We start from the raw sequence: 25,250 nt of genomic DNA, 5'->3' as shown, positions 1-25,250 counted from the left end.
CAATACCCGGTGATGCAAGAGCGCGCTTCGCTGGGCGGCGGCTTGCAGGTGATCGCGCCGACCCTTGCAGCCTATAACATTAACGCCTGCAACAGCACCGCTCACACCACTTCGGGACCGCATCTTGTGAGCGGATTCCGCAGCTCGCACACCGGCGGTGCGAACTTCCTCATGGCCGATGGAAGTGTTCGTTACCTGCAAACCGCGATCGAGTGCGCCAATGGCGGACTTGGTTACCATGGCAGCAACACCGGCGGCACACCCAACTACTATTCAACCACCCTCACGCTGCCGCTGACCACGGGCACCTATCCCAATTTCACCCAGACGACCACGTTGCCAAGCGGCGCGCAGTTGCCGATCATCGGTCTTTACCAGGCCCTCTCAACCCGCGCCGGCGGCGAACCGGTTTCGCCTCCGTGAGGCACGGCGATACGTCAACGCATGACAATCTGCTGACCATTTTCGCGGTCGTGTCTTTCGAAGGACGCGACCGCGTTATTTTTGCGCTGCATCGTCGTCGCATGCGCGCCCCGTAGGGTGCTCTGCGAGCACGAGGAGCATGCTGTAGGGTGCTCTGTGAGCACCAGAATTACCAAAAACGAATCCGCGCGCGCAAGCGCACACGGGGCAACGACCGCGACGCTTGCCCACGGAACGTCCCGCGCCACGGCCTTGGTGCCCGCAGGGCACCCTACATTGGTTTTCACGCGCGCCGACGATCGGTGTAGGGTTGCTCCGTGAGCACCAGAATTCATGTCGGTACGGCGTTTTTTTGGCCGCGCATTCATCGTCACAGACGCGCGCTTCCGACCGAACCGATCAACGCCGCTTTCCCAAGGTTGAACTCCCCCATTCGGGCTTTTATCATGAGCGAGAACTACTGATCCTTGGGGACCGCGGTCGCCATGCGCTGGCCAATTCGCTATCAGATATTGCTCCCGTTTGCCGGGATGATGTTGGCGGCCGTGCTGAGCGTCAGCTTGTTGAGCGCCTATTGGGCGGCGGGGCGGGCACAGCGACACATCGAAGAGCAGTTGCGCAGCGTCGCGCGAACGTACCTGACGTCGACCTTTCCCGTCACGGCGCACGTGCTCGAGCAAATGCACGGCCTGTCGGGCGCGCAGTTCGTGCTGGCCGACACCACCGGCAAGCGGATCGCCACCGAGGGGCTCATCCATAGCGGCCTGGCGTTCGACGATTTTCCCCCCGCCGAGCACGTGATTGACCAGTGGCAGGATCTGCACCTGGGGCCGATCATCACGCTGGGCAAGGACCGGTTCTTTCATGTCGCGCTGCGGGCCAATCGCCGCGCGGTTTCCGCGACGACCACCCTGCTACACGTGTTGTATCCCGAGCGCGAGCTGCGCGACCTGCGCCGCCAGGCGGCGCTTCCGCCGTTGGTCGTAGGGGGCGTGGCCCTGGCCTTGTGCGCGGCCGTGGCCAGTTGGATTGCCCGCCAGCTCAGTCTGCCACTGGTCGAGGTGCGCACGCAGGTGGGCCGGCTGGCCGAAGGAGATTTTCGCCTGCTGCCGATCCCCGCGCGCAATGACGAAGTGCGCGACGTGGCGATCAGCGTCAACGAGCTGGCCCGCCAGCTCGACGAGTTGCGCCGCGCCATCGCCCGGGCTGAACGGCTGTCGATTCTGGGGCGCCTGAGCGGGGCGCTCGCGCATCATTTGCGCAACGACGTCACCGGAGCGCTGATGGCGGTGCAGATGCACGCGCGAAATTGTCACGCCGCCGATCAAGAGAGCCTGGACGTGGCGCTGCGGCAGTTGCGCTTGATCGAAGATCATCTGAAGCGCTTCCTGGCCGCCGGCCAGCCCGAGCGGCCGCGCCGCGCGGTGTTCGATCCGCGCGAGCTGGTGGCGGAGCTGGTAGCGCTATTGATGCCGACGGCGCAGCATCGCCGCGTGGAGCTGGCGTGCGCGGTGCCCAGCGCGCCGGCGACGCTCGACGCCGACCGCGATCAGTTGCGGCAAGCGCTCATGAACCTCATGCTCAATGCCCTGGAGGCGATCGGCAAAGAGGGCTGGGTGCGCGTCGAACTCTTGGCCGATTACGAACAAGTGCGCCTGCGCGTGCTGGACAACGGCGCCGGCCTGCCGCCCGAGATCGCGCAGCGCCTGGGCGAAGCGTTTCAGACCACCAAGCCCGAGGGCGTAGGCCTGGGGCTGGCCGTGGCTCGGCAAGTGGCCGAAGGGCACGGCGGCCACCTATTGTATACCCGAAACGAAAACGTGACCTGTTTCGAGCTCTCGTTACCGGCCGGCGACCCTCCGCCCGCCGAGCCGCCGGCCTCGACATCGGTCGCACCGTCGCCGGTAGCCGCGCCGCACGAGCCGACTACGAAGAAAACCTCCCTCGCGTGAGTTCCCATGAGCCACATATTGATCGTCGATGACGAAGAGAGCATCTGCTGGGCCTTGCGCCGCCTGCTGACCGAAAGCGGTCATCGGGTCACCGTGGCGTCGAGCGCCGAAGAGGCTTTCGAGCACGTGGGCCGCGATGCGCCGCATTTGATGATGCTCGATATCCGCCTGCCCGGCATGGACGGGCTGGAAGCGCTCGATCGCTTGCGGCGCCTGCTGCCCGACTTGCCGATCGTGATCATGACGGCCTTCGGCAGCCTGGCGACGGCGGTTCGGGCGCTGGGGCACGGCGCGTTCGACTACTTGATCAAGCCGTTCGATTTGGACCAGGCGGCCAATGTCGTCGCCCGGGCACTGTCACGTCCGACCGAGGTGGTACACGCGGCAGCGGCTCCCGCGCCCGCGTCGGTCGAAGACGAATTGCTGGGGCGCAGTCCCGCGATGCAGGAGGTCTTCAAGCGGATTGCCTTGGTCGCGCGGACCGACGCCTCGGTGTTGATCACGGGCGAAAGTGGCACGGGCAAGGAGCTGGTGGCCCGCGCGATTCATCGCCATTCGCTGCGCGCCGGCACGCAGTTGGTGCCGGTCAACCTGGCGGCCTTGAGTCCGACGCTCGTCGAAAGCGAGCTGTTCGGCCACGCGCGCGGCGCTTTCACCGGCGCCACCGGCGATCGCAAGGGGCTGTTGGAGCTGGCCGACGGCGGCACAGTGTTCTTTGACGAAGCGGGCGACATTCCGGCGAGCGTCCAGGTGAAGCTGTTGCGCGTGCTGGAGCAGGACGAAGTCACGCCCGTGGGTGCCACGCAACCGGCGACCAGCAAGTTCCGCGTGATCGCGGCCACGAACCGGGACTTGCGCGGCGAGATCGCCCGCGGCAACTTCCGCGAAGACCTTTACTTTCGCCTGGCAGTGTTCGAGATCGCATTGCCGTCATTGCGCGAGCGGGCCGAGGACATTCCGCTCTTGGCCGAGCATTTTCTGGCGACCAGTCAGCCGCACGACAAAAACGTGCGGTTCAGCGCCACGGCGCTCGAAGAGCTCTGCCGGCGCTCATGGCCGGGCAACGTCCGCGAACTGCGGAATGCCGTCGAACACGCGGTTATCGTGGCGCGGGGCGGGCTGATCGGTCCCGAACATTTTCCGGCGCCCGTCACGCTTTCAAACCCGCAAAGCGACGCGGCCACGATCGCGACCTTGATTCGCCGCTGGGCCGAACATCAGTATCGCGACGCGCAAGGTGTCGAGGATCTGTACGATCGGCTGCTCGAGCTGGTCGAACCGCCGCTCTTGGAAGTGGCCTTGCGCACGCATCACGGGCAGCGCATGTCGGCGGCGCGCAGCCTGGGCCTGCACCGCGCCACGCTGCGCAAGAAGCTCGAGCACTTCGGCGTCAGCGGCGATTAGTGGCCCGTTACCCGGCGGGTGGCATGTCCACGCTCGCCGTGGACACGTTGATCAAGCGACTTTTGGTCGGCATGCTTACGCAGGCGTGAGCATGGCACCCCCGCGTGTTGTACACTTTCTCTGCTTCAGGGCAGCGGTCCACGAACTAGTCTCGCCAGTTGGGGAGTCCGCAACGCTTGGCCGACACTTTCCACGATCATGACGTCGTATTCGAGATGGCCACGAGCCATCTGCGCTTCGGCGCGGGGGCCACGTCCGAGGTAGGCATGGACCTGGCCGACATGCAGGCCCGCCGTGTGTTGCTGGTGACCGATGCCCGGCTGGCGCGGCTGGCGCCGGTGACCAAGGTCTGTGAGTCGCTCGAGCGCGAGCGGATCCAGTTCGAGCTTTATGATCGCGTCCGCGTCGAGCCCACCGACGAATCGTTTCAAGAGGCCATCGCGATCGCTGCGGCGGGCGACTTCGATGCCTTTGTCGCCGTGGGCGGCGGATCGACCATCGATACGGCCAAAGCCGCGAATCTGTACGCCACGTATCCGGCCGATCTGCTCACGTATGTCAACGCGCCGATCGGGAAGGCCCGGCCGGTGCCTGGGCCGCTTAAGCCGCTGATCGCGGTGCCGACCACGGCCGGAACCGGCAGTGAAACGACGGGCGTCGCGATTTTCGATCTGCTGGCCACGCACGCCAAAACCGGGATCGCGCATCGGCGCTTGAAGCCGACGCTGGGCATCGTCGATCCCGACAATACGCGCACGCAGCCGCCGCTGGTCGCCGCGTCGTGCGGGCTCGACGTGCTGTGCCACGCGCTGGAGAGTTACACGGCCATTCCCTTCGACAGTCGGCCGCGTCCCCCTCGTCCGAATTTGCGCCCGGCGTATCAAGGGGCAAATCCTGTGAGCGATATCTGGTCGCTCAAAGCACTCGAATTGACGGCACGCTACCTGCCGCGCGCCTGCCGCGATCCGGACGATGACGAGGCACGCTGGAACATGTTGCTGGCCAGCAGTTACGCGGGCATGGGATTTGGCAACGCCGGCGTACACTTGTGCCACGGCATGTCCTACCCGGTAAGCGGCATGGTGCGAGGTTATTTTCCGCCCGGGTATCCCGAGGATCATGCACTCGTACCGCATGGGATTTCCGTGATCCTTACGGCGCCCGCCGTATTCCGTTTCACGGGTCCGGCGTTGCCCGAGCGCCATTTGCGCGCGGCGGAAGTGCTGGGCGCCCGCGTTTCGGGGGCGGCGCTCGCGGATGCTGGCGAGATTCTGGCCGGGCGGCTGGTCGAGCTGATACGCGACTTGAACCTGCCCAACGGCCTGGCGGCGATCGGCTTCACCGTGGCCGACGTGCCGGCACTGGCCAAGGGAGCGCTCGTGCAGCATCGCGTGACCAAGCTTTCTCCGCGTCCCGCCGGCGAAGATGACCTGGCCGAGCTGTTCGAGAATTCGCTGACGCTGTGGTAGGGCGGGCTCGAGGGTGGGCGCGCGGTTGCGATCAGCGGTTGGCGAATTGCCGGAAGGTCGGTTCGTCGAGAAATACCGCGGCGCGCGTGAGCTGCATCATTACGGCCGTCTCGGGCCAGCCAAACGCGGTCAGCAATCGATCGAAAGCCGTGGCCGTGCAGGAGCCCTTCAGATCGACAAACAGCAGCCGTTCGTCGCGATCGTACAGAACGCCGTCCACTTGCCATGTCGCTTCGGCTTCGGCGGCCACCCACACGAACGAGCCATCCGGCTCGATGAACATGCGTGGCAATTGGGCAAGCGCCGCCTCGGCTTCCTCGAAGCTGATCCGAAAGCACGTGGCCACCGCGGCGGGCGGGACCGCGAGCGTTGCAACTTGCCGGCCGCCCACTTCGAGCATGCCGCCGGGTTCTGCTTCGCTCGGCCGAGCGTGCAACGTGATCTGAAAAGTGTACATCGGCGGTGGCCGTCCTGCCCGTAACTCTCGTCACTCGTGATCGGTTCCCGGCGTCAACAATTCACCGCGCAGCCAATCGAGATACGTCTGGCTTCCCGCGACGACGGCCGTGGCCAGGATTTCGGGGACCTGGTAGGGGTGCAACTCGCGAATGGCCTCCTCGACCAGTACGTACAGCGGGCGCCGCGTCTTGACGATGCACAGCCATTCTTCGCTCGTCTGAATCTTACCCTCCCAGCGAAACGTGCTGGTGATCGGACCGACGATTTGCACGCAAGCGGCCAGCCGCCGCTCGACGAGCGCCGCCGCGATCCGCTCGGCGTCCGCCTTGGTCTCGGTCGTGGTCACGACTTGCAGTGCGTCGGACATGTCATTGCGGCCGAATCTGTGGCCGAATCTGTGGCCGAATCCCGATCCAGTGCTGTGCATTGACCTTGCGCGAGGCCGGTAATCCAGGTCCGGCACCGGCGGGCTAGCCACCCGCGGCACCCGAGCGAACCGAGTTACGAAACATGACGGCCCGTTGCTTATCAACCCGCGGCGCGCCGCACGGCATCGATCACTTGCACGTTCGCCAGGCCGTCTTCGGCCGGGTCGAGCAGGCGGCCGGCGGCTACGCTTGCGCAAAAGCATTCGATCTCACCGACATACTGATCATGCTTCGGGAAGCGGATCGTGTCGACCGTCTCGCCATGTCGCAAGACGAGCTCGGTTTCCGGCGATGGCAGGACGCCTTCCGGCAACTCGATCGCGCCGGCCGTGCCCACGATCTCGATCCGGTTGCGATAGGGGCATTCGAAGCTGCAATCCAACAGCGCCACCACGTCGCGCGGGAATCTGAGCAGCATCGACATCGTCATGTCGACACCGGTTTGATACTTATGCGCCCGGGCTTGTACCTCGACCGGCTCGGCGCCGGTGAACAGCCGGGCGGCATTGATACCGTAGCAGCCCAGGTCGTAAATCGCGCCGCCTCCGCGGCGCGGATCGAGGCGCCAGTCCGTGCGGTCGATGTCGAACGAAAAATCCATTTTCACCAGCCGCAGCTCGCCCAGTTGGCCACCGGCGAGCATCTTGCGGGCGTGAGCGACGCGTGCCTGGTGGCGCCACATGAACGCCTCGAACAAGATCACGCGGTGCCGGCGGCAGGCGTCGACCATTTCCTGCGCTTCGGCGGCGTTGAGTGCCAGCGGCTTCTCGCACAGCACGTGCTTGCCGGCGGCCGCGGCGGCCAGGACCCACGGCTTGTGCAACTCGTTGGGGAGCGGAATATAAACCGCGTCGATCGTCGGATCCGCGATCAGGGCCTCGTACGAATCGTGTACCGTGGGGATGCGATATTCGTCAGCCCAGGCTCGCGCCGTCTGTTGGTCGCGGCTGGCGATGGCCGATAGTTGCGCCGCCGGAGTGGCGGCCAAGGCCGCGGCAATGGCCCGTCGCACGATCCGGGCACAGCCAAGAATGCCAAAGTTCAAGGGGCGAGTCATGCCCCAGAATTTAGCATGGGGGCCTGGCGAATGCGAAGCCGCTCGCAGCTCGGCTTCGTGATGATCATCCTGTGTCCGGCCTGACCTTTCGCCATGATGTTTCTCTAAGAGGCCGGTGGGAGTCGAACCCACTTAGACCGGGTTGCAGCCGGTTGCCGGGCCGTCTGGCTCCAGCCTCATGGTCCGCCCCGTAACAGGTTGGACGTACGATTACATCGGTTGTCCGACGCGTGCGGCTTAACCTCGGCCGCGAAATTGTCGGCCGGCAAAGTCCGCCCAGGCGACCTGGAGCTGCACGCGTCTGGTTCCCACAAGGTCGGAGTACAATAGACCGTGACAGGTTCGCTTTGGGCTGCGGAGTGACTGAGAAATGATTCAAGTTCGTAGCGATTTGCTGATCGTGGCTTGCTGTGGCCTGCTTGCGCTTGTCGGCTGTTCGCGCGCTCCGGCGACCGCCGCCACCGCAGAGGCCGATGAGACGTTGCCCGCCGCGGGAAAAGTCACGCGCGCGAGCGACCATTTGCAGGCCATCTCGCCCGTTTACACGATCGATCGGATCTACAAGTCGATGACCGGACCGTGGAGCAATCGCGAGCTGCGCTTGCTCGAAGTCGACAAGCCCGAATTGCTGTGGATCACGGGTTGCCAGGTGGAAATGGTCGGCGCCGACGGCGCGACGCACATGCCTGAGCAATTCATGTGTCACACGAATCTCGATTTCGACCCCGACTGGCACAACGACCTGTTCCGCTCCGAGACGCCGCTCGACGGCCGTTTGTTCACCCTCTCGCAAGGCGAGCTGCAGATTCAATTTCCGCCGGGCTTCGGCATTCCGGTGCTGTCGAACGAGATCCTTGACCTCTCCACGCAAGCATTGAATCTGAACGTCCGCGACCGGACGTTCGATGTTCGTCACAAGGTTGACGTCAACTTCGTCCGCGACAGCGCAGCGGCTCGACCGATGAAGCCACTCTACGAGCGGGCCCTGATGGGTATGGTGTCGCTGGAAGACGAGGGGCGCATCCCGGACCAACTGTTGGACGAGGCCGCCGGCGATAAAACCGAGCACCATGCGCCAGGCCGAGGCCACGCGCAGCATCAGACGCATGAGCACGAGGCCGGGCCAGGCCACGCTTCGCACGACGGGCATGTGTCGTATGGCCCGTGTGTTTCCTGCTGCGTGCCCGGCCAGACGGCCATCGAAGGCTATGAGTTCAACGATACGCTAGGGCAGCGGTTTTCGACGCATTGGATCATCAAGCCGGGGCGCGAAGAGAATCACACCCGCGTTACGACGATGATGGCCCTCCCCTTCGATACCACGCTGCACTTCCTGGCCGTACACATGCATCCGTTTGCCGAGTCGCTCGAGCTGCGCGACGTGACGGCTGACAAGTCGATCTTCAAAAGCCGCATCCGCAACCTGGAAGGGGCCATCGGCCTGGCGGAGGTCGAGTATTTTTCGAGCGCCGAGGGGGTACCGGTCTACAAGGATCACGAGTACGAGCTGGTGAGCGTGTACAACAACACCACCGGGCAAGACCAGGATTCCATGGCCGTGATGTACGCGTATTTCCTGGACCAGAATTACCGCGGGCCCGATCCGGAACTGGAGCATCTGCGGCAGGAAAACACGTCGATCGAGGAAGAGGACGGCGCGCCGCTCCCCGAGCGTTCACCGGCCGCCGGTGAAAACGGACCCGTCTGCAACGCGCAGGGCCAGTAACAGCGCGCTAATGGTGACGCGCCTCGCCGCATGTTCCGCCGTCGATGGCGCGGCCGATCGCGATTACCACAGCCCGTAGCCCGTGCTCGACCGCACGGGCGTGACCGGCGCGACGATCGTCACGGGGTTCACGCCGCACCAGTCCGTGGAGAACGGCGAGTTGGAAGTCCACATCGGCGAATAGGTGCCGCTAATCGGAGTCGGACTGACCGTCGGTCGCGCGATGGAATAACCGAACCAGCGCTGCGCGGCCAGGCGCGCTTGGCGTTGATCGGCTTCGAATTCCGCGCGGCGGCGGACGGCGGCGCGCGGGTCGCTGTAGCGCCGAAGGGCTTGCTGGTAGAGCCACATTTCGGGCGTCGGCGTCATCTGACCGAAGGAGAACTCGTGATCGGCCGTGGTAACTTTCGCCGGCGTCGGCGCCGGCGTCGGCCGGACATCGGCGTTTTGTGCTTCGCCCAGTGCGGGCGCAAGCAAGGCCAGGCCCAAGGACGCAATCAATGGGATTCGCATTCCAATCGCTCCTCGCTGGCGAGCCGACAAGGATGTCCCTGCGCTTTTCGCCAGGATGGGTTGTTTTGCAAACTAGGATGCGCGTTGCCCCGCGCATCGGAAGTCGCGCAGCGTCGGCGCTGATCAACTTCAGCGCAACGCCGCAAGTGTTCTTCGTCGATCGACGTCCTGGGCCGGAAGGGCAGCCACCGCGCGATTTTTGCGCGCCCCGGAGGAAGCCGATCGACACCCCCTCTAGAATCTGTTCGGCCGGCGGCGGCTCGTGGGTTTAGCTCGAATCGGCGGTGCTTGCGCGTCGCATCGGTTGTCTGCCCGCTGCGTCGTTGCCCCGACGAACTCGAACCGCAGCTCCAGGCATGCGACGGCGCGCTAGCCCGAGAAGGGCGAACCGGTGCTGGCATTGCTGGCGCGGGCGAGCTGGCCGCCGCGCGTGACGAACGATTTATATTCGTTCGCGCCGCCCCACACGACGAGCACGTACATCAGCTTTCCCTCGCGCCATACCGACATCGCTTTACCCGCCGTTTCATTGAGTGGCTCGACGTTTGGCTCGGCCGGCAGATCGACGACCTTGGGGGCGTCTTGCGCGCCTTCGACGTCCACGACGTACAGCGTAGCGCGGGCTGCGGGGCTGCGCAACTGATAGGCGACGCCGCCGCGCCCCAGAAAGTCGGAAATGCGCCGCCACGCCTTGGCCGGCGCGCTCACGGCGTGCGCCATGGGGTAGCGCGAAGGGGGCTGACGCTCGTCGATGGGCGTTTGCACAAGCGTCTCTTCATCGACGTTGAACAGCCAGTCCGAATGCAGGAAGTTCAATACTTCATGGGGTCCGAACTGGCTCGCAGCCGGTTGAAGGGCCCACAAGCCCACCAGCGCAACCACGGCTGTCGTGGCCAGGGCGCCGGTCAGGAATCGCGAGCGGCGCGAGGGGGACGCGTCCTCCGCCGATGGCGTGTGGGCACTGCCGGGTGTATCGTGCGCGCCGCGCTGTAGTTTCACGGCGGCTTCACAACTCGAGAAGTCGGGCCGATCGTTTCCGGCCGAGGTCGACGTTACGACCTTCCGCGCACGCGCGTCCGTTGCCGGAGGGGGCGGCGACGGCACTGCGGAACTCGACGCCGAGGCGGCCGAGGCCAGCGTCGTTAACAACCGCTCCACGGCACCGGACGGCACGGGCAAGTCCTGCAGGGCATCGCCGATGGCCAGATCCAGACGCTGGCTGCGCTGCAAAATGGCGCGCGTTTGCGCATCGCGCCGGCTGCGCTCGGCGAGCCGTGCGAAGTCAGGCTGCGCCAGATCGTCGCTGGCCGGACGCACCGCGTCGATCAGCTCCGAAAGTTCGTCCGGGGACCGCTTGTCATCCATGTGTGTGCTCGCTCGCCATCGGTACGCTGGGGGTCATCGGGAATCGCGAAGGAAGGCACCTTGAGCCGTGGCCTCGGCACGATGGCCGGCGGTCTGCAACTCCAACTCGAACAGTCGGCCGCGCAGTTGCCCCTTGGCGCGCGACAATCGGCTCATCACCGTGCCGATCGGCACGCCCAATCGTTCGGCGATCTCGCGATACGAGCATTCCTCGAAATAGAACATCAACAGCACCAGCTTGTATTCGTCCGCCAACCCATTGAGCGCGGCTTGCAACCGTTCGCGATCGATGGTTCCGTCGGCTGCACCATCGGCTGGAATCTCGTTCACATCCAGCGCCACGCTGGCGGCGGAGAGCGGCACGCGCCGCCGCCGCGATTTCAGGTAGCAATTGCGCAGGATGGTGAACAACCAGGCTCGCGCCGTATCGCCCGATCGCAATTGAGCGAGCTTGATTTGCGCGGCCAGGAAGGTCTGCTGCGTCAAATCTTCAGCATCGGCGACCGATCCGGCCAGCCGGTACGCGTATCGGTACACATCGGCATGGTGATCCACGACCAGCCTCGCGATTTGCGGTACCACTGGGCCATCCGCCATGACTCACCCCTCGTACAGAGCCCGTACGATCCCTGTTTATTCCCGCGCGTCGACGATTTCGCAGAGCTTCGTCGAGCTACATCAGCGGCGCGGCCACCCACCGAGCAAGGACCGGCATTTATCCGGCAAATCATGGACCGCTCGCACGAAGCCGCGCCGGCGCAGAAATCCTTCCTTATTGTAGCGGAGCGGGAATAAACGCCCACCGTCGCGCATCAAACAAAAGAGAAGCGGGAAAAACTATTGTTCGCGAGCGCGTCCTGTGGGCCCCGCGCTATGTCGCGAAAGCATTTTTTTCGCCGTTCTGAAAAGATTTAAAGGCCCCCGAAGAAAGGTGTAATCATGAAAAAGTTCGGCTTATTCGCGATGTTGGTCGTCGCATTGGGTACCGCTGTGGTCGGCTGCGAACCGGCCAAGAAGAAGGAGCCAGCGAAGACCGCTGAGCCCGCCGCTGCCGCCCCCGCCGAAACGCCGGCCGCCGAAGCGCCCAAGACCGAAGAAGCCCCCAAGTAGTGACACGCCCCCAAGGAGGGGCGGGCTGAAAAAGCAGCCGCGCGTCAAAAATGAGGAGCGGTGAGCCTGCGGGCTCGCCGCTCCACTTTGTTTGCGCTGCGAGTCGGCGCGTACGCGGCAGAGCCCGGGGGCGCAATCGTTCGGGCGCTTGACGCCATCCTGCGGGGCAGCCCAGAATTGGGCCTTCTTACCTCGCTTTCCCCGCCTCGCACTGACCCACGATACAAAGGATCACGGTTATGCTTTCCCGAACCTCAACCGCTGGCTTCAAGTACGGATCGTCGGCTTTGGCAATTTTGTTCCTGTCGTCGGCCACGGTTGTCTGGGGGGCAAAGGAATACATCAGCGGCAAAGTGTGGCAGGAGCCGAAGATTGTCGATCCAGGTCCTGTCGGCGGACGCCCTTCGGACGCCATCGTCCTGTTCTCGGGCAACGACATGTCGGCTTGGGAGGGAGGCGACAAGTGGGAAGTCGCCGACGGTGTTGCCACGGCCAAGGGAGGCGGCATAACCTCGAAGCAGGCCTTCGGCGATTGCCAACTGCACGTCGAATGGGCCGAGCCTTCGGTGGTGACCGGTTCAGGACAAGGACGCGGCAACAGCGGTGTCTACATCCAGGGGCTGTATGAAATCCAGATTCTCGACTCCTATGACAATAAGACCTATTTCGACGGTCAGTGTGGGGCCATTTACAAGCAGACCCCGCCGCTGGTGAATGTCTGCCGCAAGCCGGGCGAGTGGCAAATGTACGACATCATCTTCGAAGCGCCGAAGTTCGACGACTCGGGCAAGCTGGTGAAGCCGGCCTACGTGACCGCCCTGCAAAACGGGGTGCTGATTCTGAATCATTTCCAAATCGAGGGCGCCTCGGCCTGGGACGCGCCGCCGAGCTACACCGCACACGCGCCGAAGCTGCCGCTGTCGATTCAATATCACGGCAATCCGGTTCGCTTCCGCAATATCTGGATTCGCGAGCTGTAGAAGGCTTCGAAATCGCTTAGCGACGGGGTGACGTTTGGGCCCCCATTTCGCGCCCGTCGGGGTATTGCGCGCCAAGTGCTCCCCCTGCGCGTGGGGGCTCGCGAATTCCTTGCAATACCTAGATGCACGCTTTACCATCCGGGGAATTGCCGTCGGGCGGCGATGTTAAGACAGTCGGGGTGTCACAAAACAAGCGATACGCGGTAAGTACGTTCGGGAATTCCTTCTCTATTTGGGGTGCATCAAAGATGTCGCTTCCCGAACGAAACCGCCGCTTCGCCCGGCAGCAATCGTCTCCTAGCGGCTCGCGATCCCTGCATATCGAGCCGCTCGAAGGGCGCCGCCTGCTGGCGGTCTTCAGCGCCAATAACGTCGGCAGCCTGATCGCCGACATCGGCCTGGCCAATAGCAATGGCGACGCTTCGAACACGATCAACCTCGCGGCCGGCACCTACACGCTTAGCGCCGGCACGGGCGAGTTGTTGATTCAGAACACCAGCGCCACCGCACATGCCAAGACCTTGACGATCGCCGGCGCGGGCGCTGCGCAAACGACGATCGACGGCGCCGGCGCCACGCGCGTCTTCGAAATCGAGAGCGCTGTGGGCGCGACGATGACCGTCATGATGAAATCACTCGCCATCAACAATGGCGTGGCGACCGACGCAGGCCACCTCGGCGGCAGCGACGCCATCGGCGGCGGCATCCTCATCGACGGCGGGCAGGTCACGCTCAGCGCGGTCTCGATGGGTTCCAACCGCGCGATTGGCGCCGCAGGCGCTACAGGCGCGGCTGGTCTTCCTGATGGTGGAAATGGTCTAGACGGCCAGAATGCCGCCGGCGGCGCGATCTATCTTGCTGCGGGCGCGTTGACGCTTAAGAACAATTCCTATGTCCATGACAACTACACCCAAGGCGGCACCGGTGGCGAGGGGGGCATCGGAGGGTTTTTCGGCTCGGCGGCGGCCAGCGGTGGATTCGGTTCGCAAGGCGAGCCCGGAACGCCCGGCGAAGATTTTTCGGACACGCATTCGCTGAACGGTGGCGACGGCGGCCCCGGTCACGATGGAACGGCAGGGGGCACAGGCGCCGATGCCCTGCGTCAGGCCGGCAAGGGCGGAGAGGGCGGTAAGGGCGGCGACGCCAGTGGCGGCGGGATCTTCGTCGCCGGGGGCCAACTCAGCCTGCAAAGCTCGACGGTCATGTTCAATTCCACGTTCGCCGGCCCTGGTGGGAAAGGAGGCGACGGCGCCGGTGGGAGCATGCTTAACGGCGGCTTCGGCGGTGGCGGGGGAGGAGGCGGCCAGGGGGGGCGCGGAGGGAATGGCGGGTTTGGTGGCGTGACCGGCATCCTGATGGGGAGCAATCCTCATTTCTTCGAAGCCGGATCCGGTGGTAGCGGCGGCACGGGCGGCGATGGCGCGTCTGGCGCGCCAGGCGGAAAGGGTGCCAAGGGCGGCGACGGTGGCGACGGCGGCGATGGTGGCAAAGCGCGCGGCGGAGGTCTCTTCATTGCCGCCGGAACGGTCACGATGCAGAGTGGTGCCATCGACGTTGATTTCGCTTGGGGAGGCGCGGCCGGCAAGGGAGGTGAAGGGGGCGCTGGCGGCGCTGGTGGCGCCGGGGGCGGCGGAGGAGACGGCGGTGCAGGAGGACACGGCGGCAATGCCGGAGGCTTCGTCGATACCGAAAGCGGCAATGGCGATGCCGGCGATGGTGGAGACGGAGGACATTCGGCCGACGGTGCGGATGGGGGCGATGGCGGCGATGCCGGCGATGGTGGGATCGGCGGGAATGGTGGACTCGCGTCTGGCGCCAGCGTGTTCGTCGCGGGCGGTACGCTGATCGTTACCAATGCGTCGATGTCCGGCAGCCCAGCGCATGCCGGAGCAGGCGGAGACGGCGGGAGCGGAGGCGAAGGGGGCGGCGGTGGTGAAGGGGGCGGTGGAGGCACCGGTGGTGAAGGGGGCGTCGGAGGTTTCGGAGGTGAAGACAACGCCGGACCAGACGGCGGTGATGGTGGCGATGGAGGCGATGGCGAAGACGGCTCCAATGGCGGCGTCGGTGGTGACGGCGGCGTGGGAGGCCACGGCGGCGCGGGGGGCTTTGGCGGTGATGCGCAAGGTGGCGCGCTGGCCATCGCCGGCGGCAGCGTCACGCTGAACAACGTACTGATGCAAGACAACTCCGTGATCGGCGGTGTGGCCGGCGCGGGCGCGCCAGGCGGCGTCGGTGGTGAAGGCGGAAACGGGGGCCGCGGCGGTGGCGGCGGCTCGGGCGGCGATGGTGGCTTCGGCGGAACGACGTTCTTGCATGGACAGTACGACGGCGCGGCCGGCAATGGAGGCAATGGCGCCCATGGTGGAAATGGCGGCGATGGCGGCAGCGGTGGCCAGGCCGGCATCAGTGGCGGTGGCGGCGGCGGCGGAAACGCATACGGCGGTAGTATCTATCTCGCGGCTGGCCAACTCAGCATCGGCACAGGCACCACGTACAGCGGTACCTTACAGGCCGGACTCGGTGGCGCCGGCGCGCCGTTCGGCATGGGGGGCTCGGGCGGCGAGGCGGGAGAGGCCGGCCAAGGGGGTCTGGGAGGCAAGGGCGCCGACGGTGACACAGGGCCCGGCAACGATGGTCAAGACGGCGAGGAAGGTACCGAAGGCGAGGATGGGCCAGACGGACCACGCAGCGGATTGGGCATCGACGGCCCCGTCGGCAAGACCGCCGGCACCGGCTTCTACAGCATCGGCGGCAGCGTCACCACATCGCAACCCGCCACGCACACGGCCGTCGTCGTGCAACCGTCGGGGGCGATCGCGCCCAACGCTCCCTTCACGATCGAGGTCGACGCGGTCGACGCCAATAACGACGTCGATCCTACTTTCACCGGGCAGGTGATCCTCGCGCTTGGCAACAATCCGGGTGGCGCCACGCTCTCAGGCACGCTGTCGGTGACGGCCGTCAACGGCGTCGCTACCTTTACCGGTCTGTCGCTTTCCAAGCCAGGCGCCGGTTACACGCTGAATGCCACGATCGCCGGCCTCGGCTCGACGTCCACTCTTCCGATCGATGTGCAGCCAGCGCCGCAGGTCGCGAACGTGCTGGTCGACGGTACCACGTGGGCCGGTAGTTTTCTCAACAACTTGCAGCTCGCCGGACATGGCAACGGCAGCGGCTATAGCATTCCGACCGGAGCGGCGGAACTTAAATCGCTTCCCTGGTCCACCATCAATCAGATTCAGATCGTCTTCACCGAAGCGGTCACCGTCTCGCAGGCGAGTCTCGATCTGTCGGGCGCAGCCGGTGCCTATGCGACCAGCGGATTCAGCTACAATCCGGGCACCTTCACGGCCACCTGGACTTTGGCCCATCCGATCCCCAGCGACCGCGTCACGATCGACCTGCACGCCACGGGCGCCGCGGCCGTGACCAGCACCGGCGGGGTTCCCTTGGACGGCGAATGGACGAGCGGCACGTCCGCGTTTCCTTCAGGTAACGGCGCGCCCGGCGGCGATTTCAACTTTGCATTCAACGTCCTGCCCGGCGACGCCAACCAGGATGGCATCGTCAACTCCCAAGACCTGGCGTTGATTTCGTCCACCTGGCTGAGCGCGAACTCGCCGGCCGATCTCAACGGCGACGGGATCACGAACAGCCAGGACCTGGCGACAGTGTCGTCGCAATGGCTGGCGGCGCTGCCCGCCCAACCGGCGCTTGCCACGGCCGACGCGCAAACGGCGGTCGCGGCCTCGACCGCGGCGGCGTTGCCGGCGGCAAGTGGCGAAGCCAATGCATCGGCGAGCAATGCCGTCGTCGGCGCCGCGGTTGCGGCGAACACCGCGCTCGCACCCACGCTCTCCACGGCTCCGCCGTCCTCCGGCGCGAATGATTCCGTACCGCCATCCGTCGTAACGTCTTCGCTTGTCCCGGGTCCGACGTTTCATGTCGCGGCGCTGGAGCAGCGCCTGGCATCGTACCTGTCGAGCCTCCCTGCCAGCGGAACATCCGCGAAGCAAACGCTGGAGAAGCTGGCCTCGGCCGCCGAGAAACTGCTTGATTCGCCGAAGGTCGAGCAGACGCTCGCGCGACTTGGCGAACAGGCGCCAGGTGTTCTACAGCAGGTTGAGACCGTGACTCACACGTTGCTCGAAGACGTCCATTCGTGGTCGCTCGACGAGGACGTGCTCGATCTGCTGGCCGCCACGCGTCACGCGCGGCACGGATAAGCGGTGTGCAGCCACAGCGGCGAGAATTACACGGGCAGAGCACCGCGCTCTCGGTCTGTCGCGACCGAAACCAGTGCCCAATAGTGCCAAGGCGGACCCATAAGTTTGCATGGATGGGTACAGAAACGCTACAATGCGCGCGTTCAACAGCGGGAACGGAAGTTCACGGCTCCGACGCGCCGCTAACCCCTCCCGATTGCCGGTAGGCGATTGTGGCACGACGGCAAACCACGCTTTCAGGAGGCCGGCCATGTTGACGTTCTTCGGTCGTCGTCGGCGGTTTTGCGACGGTATCTCGCGGCGCGATTTTCTCCGCGTCGGCGCCCTCTCGGTCGGTGGCCTGTCGATGGCCGACCTGATGCGACGGAGGGCCGCGGCCAACACGTCGCCGGTGTCGGGCAAAAGCGTGATCATGGTCTTCCTGCACGGCGGGCCGTCGCACCTGGACATGTACGACATGAAGCCGCGGGCTCCGGTCGAGTTCCGCGGCGAGTTCCAGCCGATCGCCGGCAACGTGCCCGGCATGGATTGCTGCGAGCTGATGCCGCTGCAGGCGCAGATCATGGACAAGCTCGTGATCCTGCGCGGCCTGCACTTCGTCGAAGAGCATAGCGCCCATTCGCTGTGGACCGGTTTTCCCGAACGCGTGAATCGCCCCGCCTTTGGTTCGGTGGTCAGCTACTTGAAGGGGCGCCAGGACGGCTTGCCACCGTACGTCAGCCTGATGAATCAACCTTTGTCGGAAAACCCGGCCTATTGCGGGACCGCGCATCGGCCGTTCGTGCCCAGCGGACCGGGGCTCGAAGACTTGAGCCTGACGGCCGGCATTTCGGTCGATCGGCTGCGCGATCGTAAGCAGTTGCTCGGCAGTCTCGACACGATTCGCCGCGAGGTCGATTATCGCGGTGCCCTGGAGGGGCTCGATGGCTATACGGTCCGTGCGCTGGACATGGTGGCCTCGAACAAAAGCCGCGAGGCGTTCGACCTGGAGCGCGAGCCGCAGGCCGTGCGCGACAAATACGGCAAGGCGAACGAGGACTTCCTGCGCGCTCGCCGGCTGGTCGAAGCCGGTATCTCGGTCGTCACGCTGGTCGTCGGCGGCTGGGATACGCACGGCAATAACTTCAACGCCTTGCGCAAGATGCTGCCGCGGCTCGATCAAGGTGTGCACGCCTTGGTTACCGATCTGGAAGAGCGCGGCCTGGCTCGCGACGTCGCCGTGATCGTATGGGGCGAGTTCGGCCGTACGCCGCGCGTCAATCCCTCGGCGGGGCGCGACCACTGGCCGCGGGCAGGCTTTGCCCTCATGGCGGGCGGCAAGTTCCAAAAAGGGCAGATCATCGGCGAAACCGACCGCCGCGGCGAAGTGCCCGTCGGGCCGTCGATGACCTCGAGCCACGTGCTGACGAGCCTCTACCACCACCTGGGCATCGATCCGGCGCTAACGATACCCGACCACAATGGCCGGCCGACCTATTTGCTCGACGAACGCGAACCGGTGCCGGGCCTGGTATAGACGCGTGCTCAATCGCCGCTGCGATGCGGCCGATTTGTACGCTGCGGCTGCGCGTACTAGATAGTGATCGGCTGCCCGAGGACTTTTTCTTCGACGGCGGTGCCTGGGCATTCAGGTGGGCGCATCGCCTGGGCTGACGAGCGGCACGAATCGGCAAGCGGTGAGCTGCACCCTGCGAAAGGTACTTCTGCCGCGCTCGAAGACTTCCAGAACCTGGCCCCCAGGACTGCCGATCGGGATCACAAGCTTGCCGCCGTCGGCCAGTTGATCGAGCAGGGCAGGGGGGCATTGCGCGGTCGCCGCGGCTACCAGGATGCCTTGATATGGCGATCCTTCGGCCCAACCCAACGTGCCATCGCCGACGAGGAGCTTCACGTTTTGATATCCCAACTCCGCGAGCACGCGCCCGGCACGGTCGGACAATTGGGGATGAATTTCGATCGAGATGACGCGCGCCGCCAGTTCGGCCAGAATCGCGGTTTGATAGCCGCTGCCGGTGCCGACGTCGAGCACCGTTTCGCCGCCACGCAGGTGCAGGGCCTCGGTCATCATGGCCACGATCACCGGCTGGCTGATCGTCTGCTGGCAGTCGATCGCCAGCGCTCGGTCGGCGTACGCATCGGCCGGCTGGGCGACGTCGACAAAGCGTTCGCGCGGCACCCGGCTCATGGCATCCAGCACACGACGATCATGAATGCCATGCCGCTGGAGCTGATCGCGCACCATGCGCAAACGAGCCAGATCTGCTGCTGCGGCTGGATCTTTCATGGAAATAGTTACCGATTCACTACTTCGCCCGGCGCTTGACGGCGTAGCCGTACGAGATCGGCCAGGTAGGCTCGGCGCCTAGCTCCTGCTGTGCCTTGAGCGCCCAGTAGGGTTCGCGCAGCAACTCGCGCGCGATAAACACCAGGTCGGCGTCGCCGCCGGTCACGATTTCGTTCGCGTACTGTGCCTCGGTAATCAATCCTACTGCGCCGGTCATGATTCCGGCTTCGCAGCGGATTTTGCGGGCGAAGGGAACCTGGTACCCCTTGCTGACCGGAATGCGGGCGTTCGGCACGAGCGCACCCGACGAGACGTCGATCAGATCAATGCCCAGGCTCTTCAGGCGCGCCGATAGGATGACCGATTGATCGGCATCCCAGCCCCCCTCGGCCCAATCGGTCGCCGAGATGCGGACGAAGACGGGCAACTCGTCGGGTACTCGTTTGCGTATTGCGCCGGCCACGCGCAGCAAGAGGCGCATGCGATTTTCCAGGCTGCCGCCGTAATCGTCATGGCGATGATTGCTGAGCGGCGACAAGAACTCGTGCAACAGGTAACCGTGCGCGGCGTGAATCTCGACGATGCGGAATCCTGCTGCCAATGCACGCCGCGCGGCGGCTTCGAACGCCGCCACGATCGCCGAAATTCCTGCTTCGTCGAGCGCGCGCGGTATCGGGTTGCCGTCGTCGAACGGGATGGCGCTCGGTCCCACGACGGGCCAGCCGCCGGCTTCGGCGGTCCGAAGGCCCGCTCCGCCTTTCCAAGGCAAATCGCAACTCGCCTTTCGGCCGGCGTGGGCGAGTTGGATGCCAGCGATTGCCCCTTGGGAGTGGACGAAGCGCGCGATTCTGGCCAGCGGCTCGATATGCTCGTCGCTCCAGATGCCCATGTCGCCGGGGGTGATTCGGCCGTCGCGCGTGACGGCCGTGGCTTCGACCATGACCAACGCCACGCCCCCCGCGGCGCGGCTGCCCAGATGCACCAGGTGCCAATCGTCGGCGAATCCTTCATGCGCGACGTACTGGCACATCGGCGACATCACGATCCGGTTGCGCAACGTGACGCCGCGGATCGATAGCGGACTCAAAAGGTCGATCTCGGGCACTTCTCGATCGTGGTCCGTCCCGGCCGGGCAGCCTCCGGCGGCGGGGGACTTTGTTTGTTCGGCGAGGGGCTCGGCCATGGCGCGGTCTCCAAAGTGCAAGCGATCACTGGCGGCAGAGTGATTTTTGCACGCGACACGCCCGCGGCAACTGGCGAATCATTCGCCGCTTCGCGCTGCGTTGACTTGCGCTCGATCCCGTCGCCTGGCGGGGGCTTCCGACAGAATCGCGTTGCTATGCGCGAGGTTGCGGTCGATCTTCGCCCTCGCTCCCCCGGTTTTTTCTCCCCTCTGGGGAAACGCCGTCGCGGTCCCGCGCCTGGCCTTGCTGCCGATGTTCAGCATCTTGGGGGGGACACTGCTGGTCTTCTGGTCGGGCATTGGGAATGCCGCGGCCGTGTCTGGGGTCGGATGTTGTGGCCATGCTGGTGCTCCAAGAGGATGCGGGAACTTCTCGAAGTTTCAGGGGAGGACGGCAACTGCCGTGCCGCCATTCGAGGCTGTCGCCGCCGAGCCGCCATTTGATGGAGGTTTGGTGAATCTTGGAGGACTTTAGCGGCAGTGACTTTGCCTTCAAAGTAAACCAGGGAATCTGGGCGATGAGTAGTGATTGTAGGGAGCTGCGCGCGCACTCGCGGCCCGCGAATGCGCTCGGTCAGCCCTGCGCACTTTGCATCCGGGAACGTACTTGGCGAGCTTTCGATCCACTTGTCGGTGCCTCGGTCGCGCGCCCTTGCTGCGCCAGTGGTACTGCTGCGCGCCGCGGTTCGTTTGTGTCGCGCTCGCCGTGGCGTGCGTGATTCTTACCGGCGCGTTCGCCCAGGGAGACGAAGGCGTTTCGATGCCGACTCCGACCCGGCTCGTGCCCGGCGCAGGCCGCGCCGCGCCTGGTATTCGCCGGTTGCCGCCGGCCGAGTTGCCGGCGCCGGCCGTGCAGGCTCCTGCGGCCGAACGTTTACCAGCGCCGGACGGCGGGCCGGGTGTTTTAGCGGCGCCACCGCCGGTGGAAAACGCAGCCACGGAGACAGTGCCGCTCGACCTCGTGGAACGATTGCAGGCCGTTGAGCGCGCGCTCGTCGACACGCGGCGCCAACTCAACGATGCCGTGAACGCTCCGTCGCTGCCGGAGATTCCCTTTCCGCGGGTGCGTTTGATCGGTGAAATGCAAACCGATTTGGCGCAATTCAGCCAGGATCCGTTGAACAAGGCGGTCGTCGGCGACGCCCAAAACGGCATCGACTTTCGCCGGGCGCGCCTGGCCGCGATCGGTCAAACCACCGAGTTTACCGACTTCCGCCTGGAATTGGACTTCGTCGAGCCTGGCCACCCGCAGTTACTCGACGCCTACTTCAGCCAGTACTCCTTGCCGGTCTTGGGCAACTTGCGTGTCGGGCATTTCTTCGAACCGTTCTGCATGTCGCGCATCGTCGACAATCGGTTCGATATCTTCATGGAGCGACCACTGCTGACGGTGTTCGCTCCGGCGCGTCGCACGGGCGTCATGTCGTTCGGCGTATCCGACGATTTGCGCTCTACCTGGGCCGTGAGCATCTACGCGAGCGCCGATAATTTCATCGGCGGCAATCTGACCGACGTGGGCGGCTGGGCCGGGGCGGGACGCGTCACCTGGCTACCCTACTACGACGAAGCCTCCTGCGGCAGGAATTACCTGCACTTGGGGGCTGCTTACAGCTTCAGTGGCGTCTCGAATCATCAATTGGAGTTTTCCACCGCACCGGAATTGCAGCTGATCAGCGGCAATAACTTCGAGCCCATCTTTCTGGATACGGGCGTGATTAACGCGCAGCAGTATCAACTGTTCGGCACCGAGTTCATCTGGACCGCTGGCCCCTGGTCGGTGCAGTCGGAATACGTGTGGGTGCCGATCGATCCGGTCGGTGGCCCGACGGCCACCTTGCAGGGGGCCTACGTGATGGGTTCGTATTTTCTCACCGGCGAGCATCGGCCGTACGATCGCACGATCGGCAACTTTACGCGCGTGATTCCTTACGAAGATTTCTTTCGCCTGCGCGGACCGAACCGTTTCCGCGGAGGAACAGGCGCCTGGCAGGTGGCCGGGCGGTGGTCTTACCTCAACTTCAACGGCGGTGACATCCGCGCCGGCGTGCTGAACGATCTGACGTTCGGCGTGAACTGGTATTGGAATCCGTTTGTGCGCCTGTACTTCAATTACGTGCATGCGATTCTCGACAACGAGTTCGTCGGCACCAGCCAGGCCGATGCGTTCGGGCTGCGGTTTCAGCTCGATTTCTAGGCGGTGGGGCTTCCGGCGCGATTGCGTTATCGGACATGCAATTGCGCTTGGAGTTGCTGCGAGTTCCGTCGTATCGCTGCGACCTTGACCCGATCGGACGATGCTCCTAGACTCCCGCGCCCCGAAGGGCTGGCGGGGCGCGACATTCTGACGCTAAAGGAAATCGCTATGATCGCGCGGGACTGGCTATTCATCGCGATCAGCGGTATCCCGATGGCCATGGGCGCCGGTTGTAGTAGTCAGCCCAAGCCGGCCGAAGCCGGCACGATCATACCGGCCGCAGCCCAGGGGGCTTCGGACACGCAGCCGTCGTGGCATGTCCCCGGAACATCGCACATTGTCGTTGGCGGTCCATCAACCGATTCCGGTTGATCGCAGCGGTCTCCTGCCGCCAGCCGTCCGGTTCGCCGTCCCTCGCTTACGCTTAATCGGTGGTACAGTATCGAAGCGACATCCACGCTTCGAGGGCGCGCTTTCACGCGCCCGAACCGGCGTCGGGCGGGTCCGGGTTAATCTCTTTTCACGGCGCTGCGGTACTCTCGAATCCCGTCGTGAGGGAGAATCCTCAAATCTCGTCGAAGAGCGAACTTTTATGACTCACCATGGCCACAGGCGGACTTCTCGGCGCAGCACTATAGGGCGGGCATTCTGGACGTGCATTGCGGTTCTGGCGTCGAGCTTCGTCGCATTGCCGCCAGCAGCTTCCGGTGCCCCACCTGCGCCTGAGAACGCCGCGAACGAAACGGCGGAAGCCAAGGACCTGGCCGCCTCGATTCTGGGCGCGAAGATCGAATTGTCGGATGGTAAAGTGATCGTCAGCCACGTCAAACGCGCCGGCACCGCCGATCGCGCCGGAGTGCGTCCGGGCGATCAGATCACTTCGATTGAAAAGCACCCCGTCAGTTCGCCGGAGGACGTTGTCAAAGTCCTCAGCCATTTCAAGCCGGGAGACGGCGTGGTGCTGACCGTGATTCCCAAGCCCGGTCCGCGCCAGATTTTCGTGGCGCCGCCTTTGGAGCAGGCGGCTCCCGCCCAGCCTGGCATGTTGGGTGTCACGCTCAATGAGTCTGCGGGGGCGGTTACTGCGGGCGAAGTGTCGATGGGCGGCCCGGCGGTCGTGGCCGGCTTGCGCTCGGGTGATCAAATCGTGGCGGTTGATGGCCAGCCCGTCACTTCCAAGGCTCAAATCCTGGCCGCCGTCAATAAGCACCGCGCCGGCAATCGCATCAGCCTGGCCATCAAGCGTGGCGGCGGGCAGCGAAGCGTCATGGTGCGACTCGGCGCGCGCAGTCAGGTCGCGGCCTTGCCCAAGTTGTGGGTGCCCAGTCCGCAAACGCCGCAACAAGAGCCGGCGTCGCCCGGCTCCCAAGGAGTTGAAGATCCGAACGACGAATGGGCTGACCCGAAGGAAGCCGAGGATCTCTACAACGTCAACGAGCGCGCGCTGTATACCGACTTCGATTGACGGGCGGCGGAAAACGGGGCGGGACGTCGGCTGATTTTGCCCCTGACGCCAGACCCGGGCCCGGGATTTCGGCGATGTTGCCGTCGCGGTGGCCGCTGAGCTTTAGGGATTTTGCGGCGCCCCGAGAAATTCATGCACTTCTTGTAGCGTGGCCGCGATAAGACTTAGGACGCGGTGGCTCCGTATTGACGGCCATTTTTCGGGCCCTGGGGCAGGCTCTCGAAGGTGAATCCATGTCGAGCTTTTGCCGCCGGTTGATGCTTGCGCTACGGGCCGGCGCGTTTGCCGTCGCGGTATTAGCGACTGCCGCACAAGCCGCTGAGCAAATACCTCTGCCGGCCCCCGCGTTCGCGTACCCGTCCCGTAGCGCGCCTATCGAGCCCGCACGCGCGGCGGCTCCCGGGATGCTGGGCGTCACCGTCGCGAATCAAGCGGGATGCGTCATCGTGACCTCGTTATATCTCGGCGGCCCGGCCGAGCGCGCTGGGCTGCAAGTTGGCGACCAGATCGTGGCGATTGACGGTCAGGCAATTACATCCGACGCGCAGCTGCTTGGCCTGCTGGGAATCAGGCAGCCCAACGAGCGCCTGGAACTGCTGGTGCGGCGGGGCCTGTGGATGAATCGTGTCGCGGTGGCGCTGGGGCCCTGCGACGCGGTGTCCTCACTCCCCCGGTCGCCTGCCGTGCCAATGCCGATGCAGTATCGCAGACGCGGCGCGATCGATGGACGGCGTGCTTTGAACATCTATGATCCGTATTTGCGGGCCATCAACACAAACTTCGGATCGTGACGGTAGGCCAATCCGCCGCCGAATTTGGAAGCTCACCGAGACCTTTCCACGAAGCCCTTTGTGCTCCTTGAACAAGCTGTTCCTAGCAGCCTGTTGAAGAACTCAACGGGCTGCGACATCGCAGGGATGCGATGGCAAAATATCGACGTAAGTCGTTATTTTGCGAGCCGTGCGAAGCTTTGCTTCGCACTTGGCGAGGTTGAAAAAAGCCACGAGGGCTT

21 protein-coding genes and 1 tRNA gene are annotated in these 25,250 nt (G+C 64.7%); 13 read left to right on the top strand and 9 right to left on the bottom strand.

From position 1 onward, the window contains the following. From VHD36_23110 to VHD36_23095, 4 genes are all read left to right on the top strand, one after another. A partial coding sequence (locus tag VHD36_23110) for an H-X9-DG-CTERM domain-containing protein (protein ID HVU90240.1) occupies window positions 1–423 on the top strand: 423 nt, incomplete at its 5' end. Window positions 424–908: 485 nt separating this feature from the next. Continuing rightward, complete coding sequence (locus tag VHD36_23105; GenBank protein ID HVU90239.1) at window positions 909–2,375, top strand: HAMP domain-containing sensor histidine kinase; 1,467 nt, start codon at window positions 909–911, stop codon at window positions 2,373–2,375. Window positions 2,376–2,381: 6 nt separating this feature from the next. Beyond that, window positions 2,382–3,779, top strand: a complete 1,398-nt coding sequence (locus VHD36_23100; protein HVU90238.1) for a sigma-54 dependent transcriptional regulator — start codon at window positions 2,382–2,384, stop codon at window positions 3,777–3,779. A gap of 176 nt (window positions 3,780–3,955) precedes the next feature. Continuing rightward, complete coding sequence (locus VHD36_23095) at window positions 3,956–5,248, top strand: hydroxyacid-oxoacid transhydrogenase (GenBank protein ID HVU90237.1); 1,293 nt, start codon at window positions 3,956–3,958, stop codon at window positions 5,246–5,248. A 31-nt stretch (window positions 5,249–5,279) separates the two neighbouring features. Here VHD36_23095 and VHD36_23090 read toward each other — a convergent pair whose 3' ends face one another. The 4 genes from VHD36_23090 to VHD36_23075 form a co-directional block, all read right to left on the bottom strand. Further along, window positions 5,280–5,705 carry a hypothetical protein gene (locus VHD36_23090; protein ID HVU90236.1) on the bottom strand — a complete coding sequence of 142 codons (426 nt, stop codon included), beginning with the start codon at window positions 5,703–5,705 and terminating at the stop codon, window positions 5,280–5,282. Window positions 5,706–5,735: 30 nt separating this feature from the next. Next, window positions 5,736–6,074 carry a divalent-cation tolerance protein CutA gene (gene cutA / locus VHD36_23085; protein HVU90235.1) on the bottom strand — a complete coding sequence of 113 codons (339 nt, stop codon included), beginning with the start codon at window positions 6,072–6,074 and terminating at the stop codon, window positions 5,736–5,738. Between the two features lie 161 nt (window positions 6,075–6,235). After that, on the bottom strand, window positions 6,236–7,192 hold the full coding sequence (locus VHD36_23080; GenBank protein ID HVU90234.1) for a Gfo/Idh/MocA family oxidoreductase: 957 nt from the start codon (window positions 7,190–7,192) through the stop codon (window positions 6,236–6,238). Between the two features lie 107 nt (window positions 7,193–7,299). After that, window positions 7,300–7,370: transfer RNA gene (locus VHD36_23075), tRNA-Cys, on the bottom strand. A 192-nt stretch (window positions 7,371–7,562) separates the two neighbouring features. Here VHD36_23075 and VHD36_23070 point away from each other — a divergent pair. Then, window positions 7,563–8,918, top strand: a complete 1,356-nt coding sequence (locus tag VHD36_23070; GenBank protein HVU90233.1) for a hypothetical protein — start codon at window positions 7,563–7,565, stop codon at window positions 8,916–8,918. A gap of 63 nt (window positions 8,919–8,981) precedes the next feature. Here the strand turns inward: VHD36_23070 and VHD36_23065 are convergent, their stop codons facing one another. The 3 genes from VHD36_23065 to VHD36_23055 form a co-directional block, all read right to left on the bottom strand. Further along, a complete protein-coding gene (locus VHD36_23065; GenBank protein ID HVU90232.1) occupies window positions 8,982–9,431 on the bottom strand; it encodes a hypothetical protein in 450 nt (149 codons plus the stop codon). Between the two features lie 369 nt (window positions 9,432–9,800). Beyond that, on the bottom strand, window positions 9,801–10,796 hold the full coding sequence (locus VHD36_23060; protein ID HVU90231.1) for a hypothetical protein: 996 nt from the start codon (window positions 10,794–10,796) through the stop codon (window positions 9,801–9,803). 33 nt (window positions 10,797–10,829) lie between these two features. Beyond that, entirely contained in the window at window positions 10,830–11,393 is a 564-nt protein-coding gene (locus tag VHD36_23055; protein HVU90230.1) for a sigma-70 family RNA polymerase sigma factor, read from the bottom strand. A 342-nt stretch (window positions 11,394–11,735) separates the two neighbouring features. Between VHD36_23055 and VHD36_23050 the strand changes: the two genes are divergently transcribed. From VHD36_23050 to VHD36_23035, 4 genes are all read left to right on the top strand, one after another. Continuing rightward, a complete protein-coding gene (locus VHD36_23050; GenBank protein HVU90229.1) occupies window positions 11,736–11,906 on the top strand; it encodes a hypothetical protein in 171 nt (56 codons plus the stop codon). A gap of 239 nt (window positions 11,907–12,145) precedes the next feature. Next, complete coding sequence (locus tag VHD36_23045; GenBank protein ID HVU90228.1) at window positions 12,146–12,886, top strand: DUF1080 domain-containing protein; 741 nt, start codon at window positions 12,146–12,148, stop codon at window positions 12,884–12,886. 248 nt (window positions 12,887–13,134) lie between these two features. Then, window positions 13,135–17,112, top strand: coding sequence for a dockerin type I domain-containing protein (locus VHD36_23040; protein ID HVU90227.1), 3,978 nt, complete (start codon window positions 13,135–13,137; stop codon window positions 17,110–17,112). Window positions 17,113–17,362: 250 nt separating this feature from the next. Beyond that, the gene (locus VHD36_23035) at window positions 17,363–18,628 is read left to right on the top strand and encodes a DUF1501 domain-containing protein (protein HVU90226.1); all 1,266 of its coding nucleotides are present in this window, start codon (window positions 17,363–17,365) and stop codon (window positions 18,626–18,628) included. 111 nt (window positions 18,629–18,739) lie between these two features. Here the strand turns inward: VHD36_23035 and VHD36_23030 are convergent, their stop codons facing one another. Together VHD36_23030 and VHD36_23025 are read right to left on the bottom strand one after the other, a co-directional pair. Further along, a complete protein-coding gene (locus VHD36_23030; GenBank protein HVU90225.1) occupies window positions 18,740–19,396 on the bottom strand; it encodes a protein-L-isoaspartate(D-aspartate) O-methyltransferase in 657 nt (218 codons plus the stop codon). A 19-nt stretch (window positions 19,397–19,415) separates the two neighbouring features. Further along, entirely contained in the window at window positions 19,416–20,579 is a 1,164-nt protein-coding gene (locus VHD36_23025) for an NADH:flavin oxidoreductase/NADH oxidase (GenBank protein ID HVU90224.1), read from the bottom strand. 760 nt (window positions 20,580–21,339) lie between these two features. On the opposite strand from VHD36_23025, the gene VHD36_23020 reads away from it, so the two are divergent. The 4 genes from VHD36_23020 to VHD36_23005 all read left to right on the top strand — a co-directional run bounded on the left by VHD36_23020 (window position 21,340) and on the right by VHD36_23005 (window position 25,029). Beyond that, entirely contained in the window at window positions 21,340–22,773 is a 1,434-nt protein-coding gene (locus VHD36_23020) for a porin (protein HVU90223.1), read from the top strand. 168 nt (window positions 22,774–22,941) lie between these two features. Further along, window positions 22,942–23,145 carry a hypothetical protein gene (locus tag VHD36_23015; GenBank protein HVU90222.1) on the top strand — a complete coding sequence of 68 codons (204 nt, stop codon included), beginning with the start codon at window positions 22,942–22,944 and terminating at the stop codon, window positions 23,143–23,145. Between the two features lie 316 nt (window positions 23,146–23,461). After that, on the top strand, window positions 23,462–24,238 hold the full coding sequence (locus tag VHD36_23010) for a PDZ domain-containing protein (protein ID HVU90221.1): 777 nt from the start codon (window positions 23,462–23,464) through the stop codon (window positions 24,236–24,238). 404 nt (window positions 24,239–24,642) lie between these two features. After that, a complete protein-coding gene (locus VHD36_23005) occupies window positions 24,643–25,029 on the top strand; it encodes a PDZ domain-containing protein (protein ID HVU90220.1) in 387 nt (128 codons plus the stop codon). Window positions 25,030–25,250: the final 221 nt, after the last annotated feature.

The sequence above is a fragment of the Pirellulales bacterium genome (genome assembly GCA_035546535.1).
Classification (GTDB): Bacteria; Planctomycetota; Planctomycetia; order Pirellulales; family JACPPG01; genus JACPPG01.
Note: the sequence above shows the minus strand (reverse complement) of the source record. Positions and strands in the feature narration are given on the sequence as shown.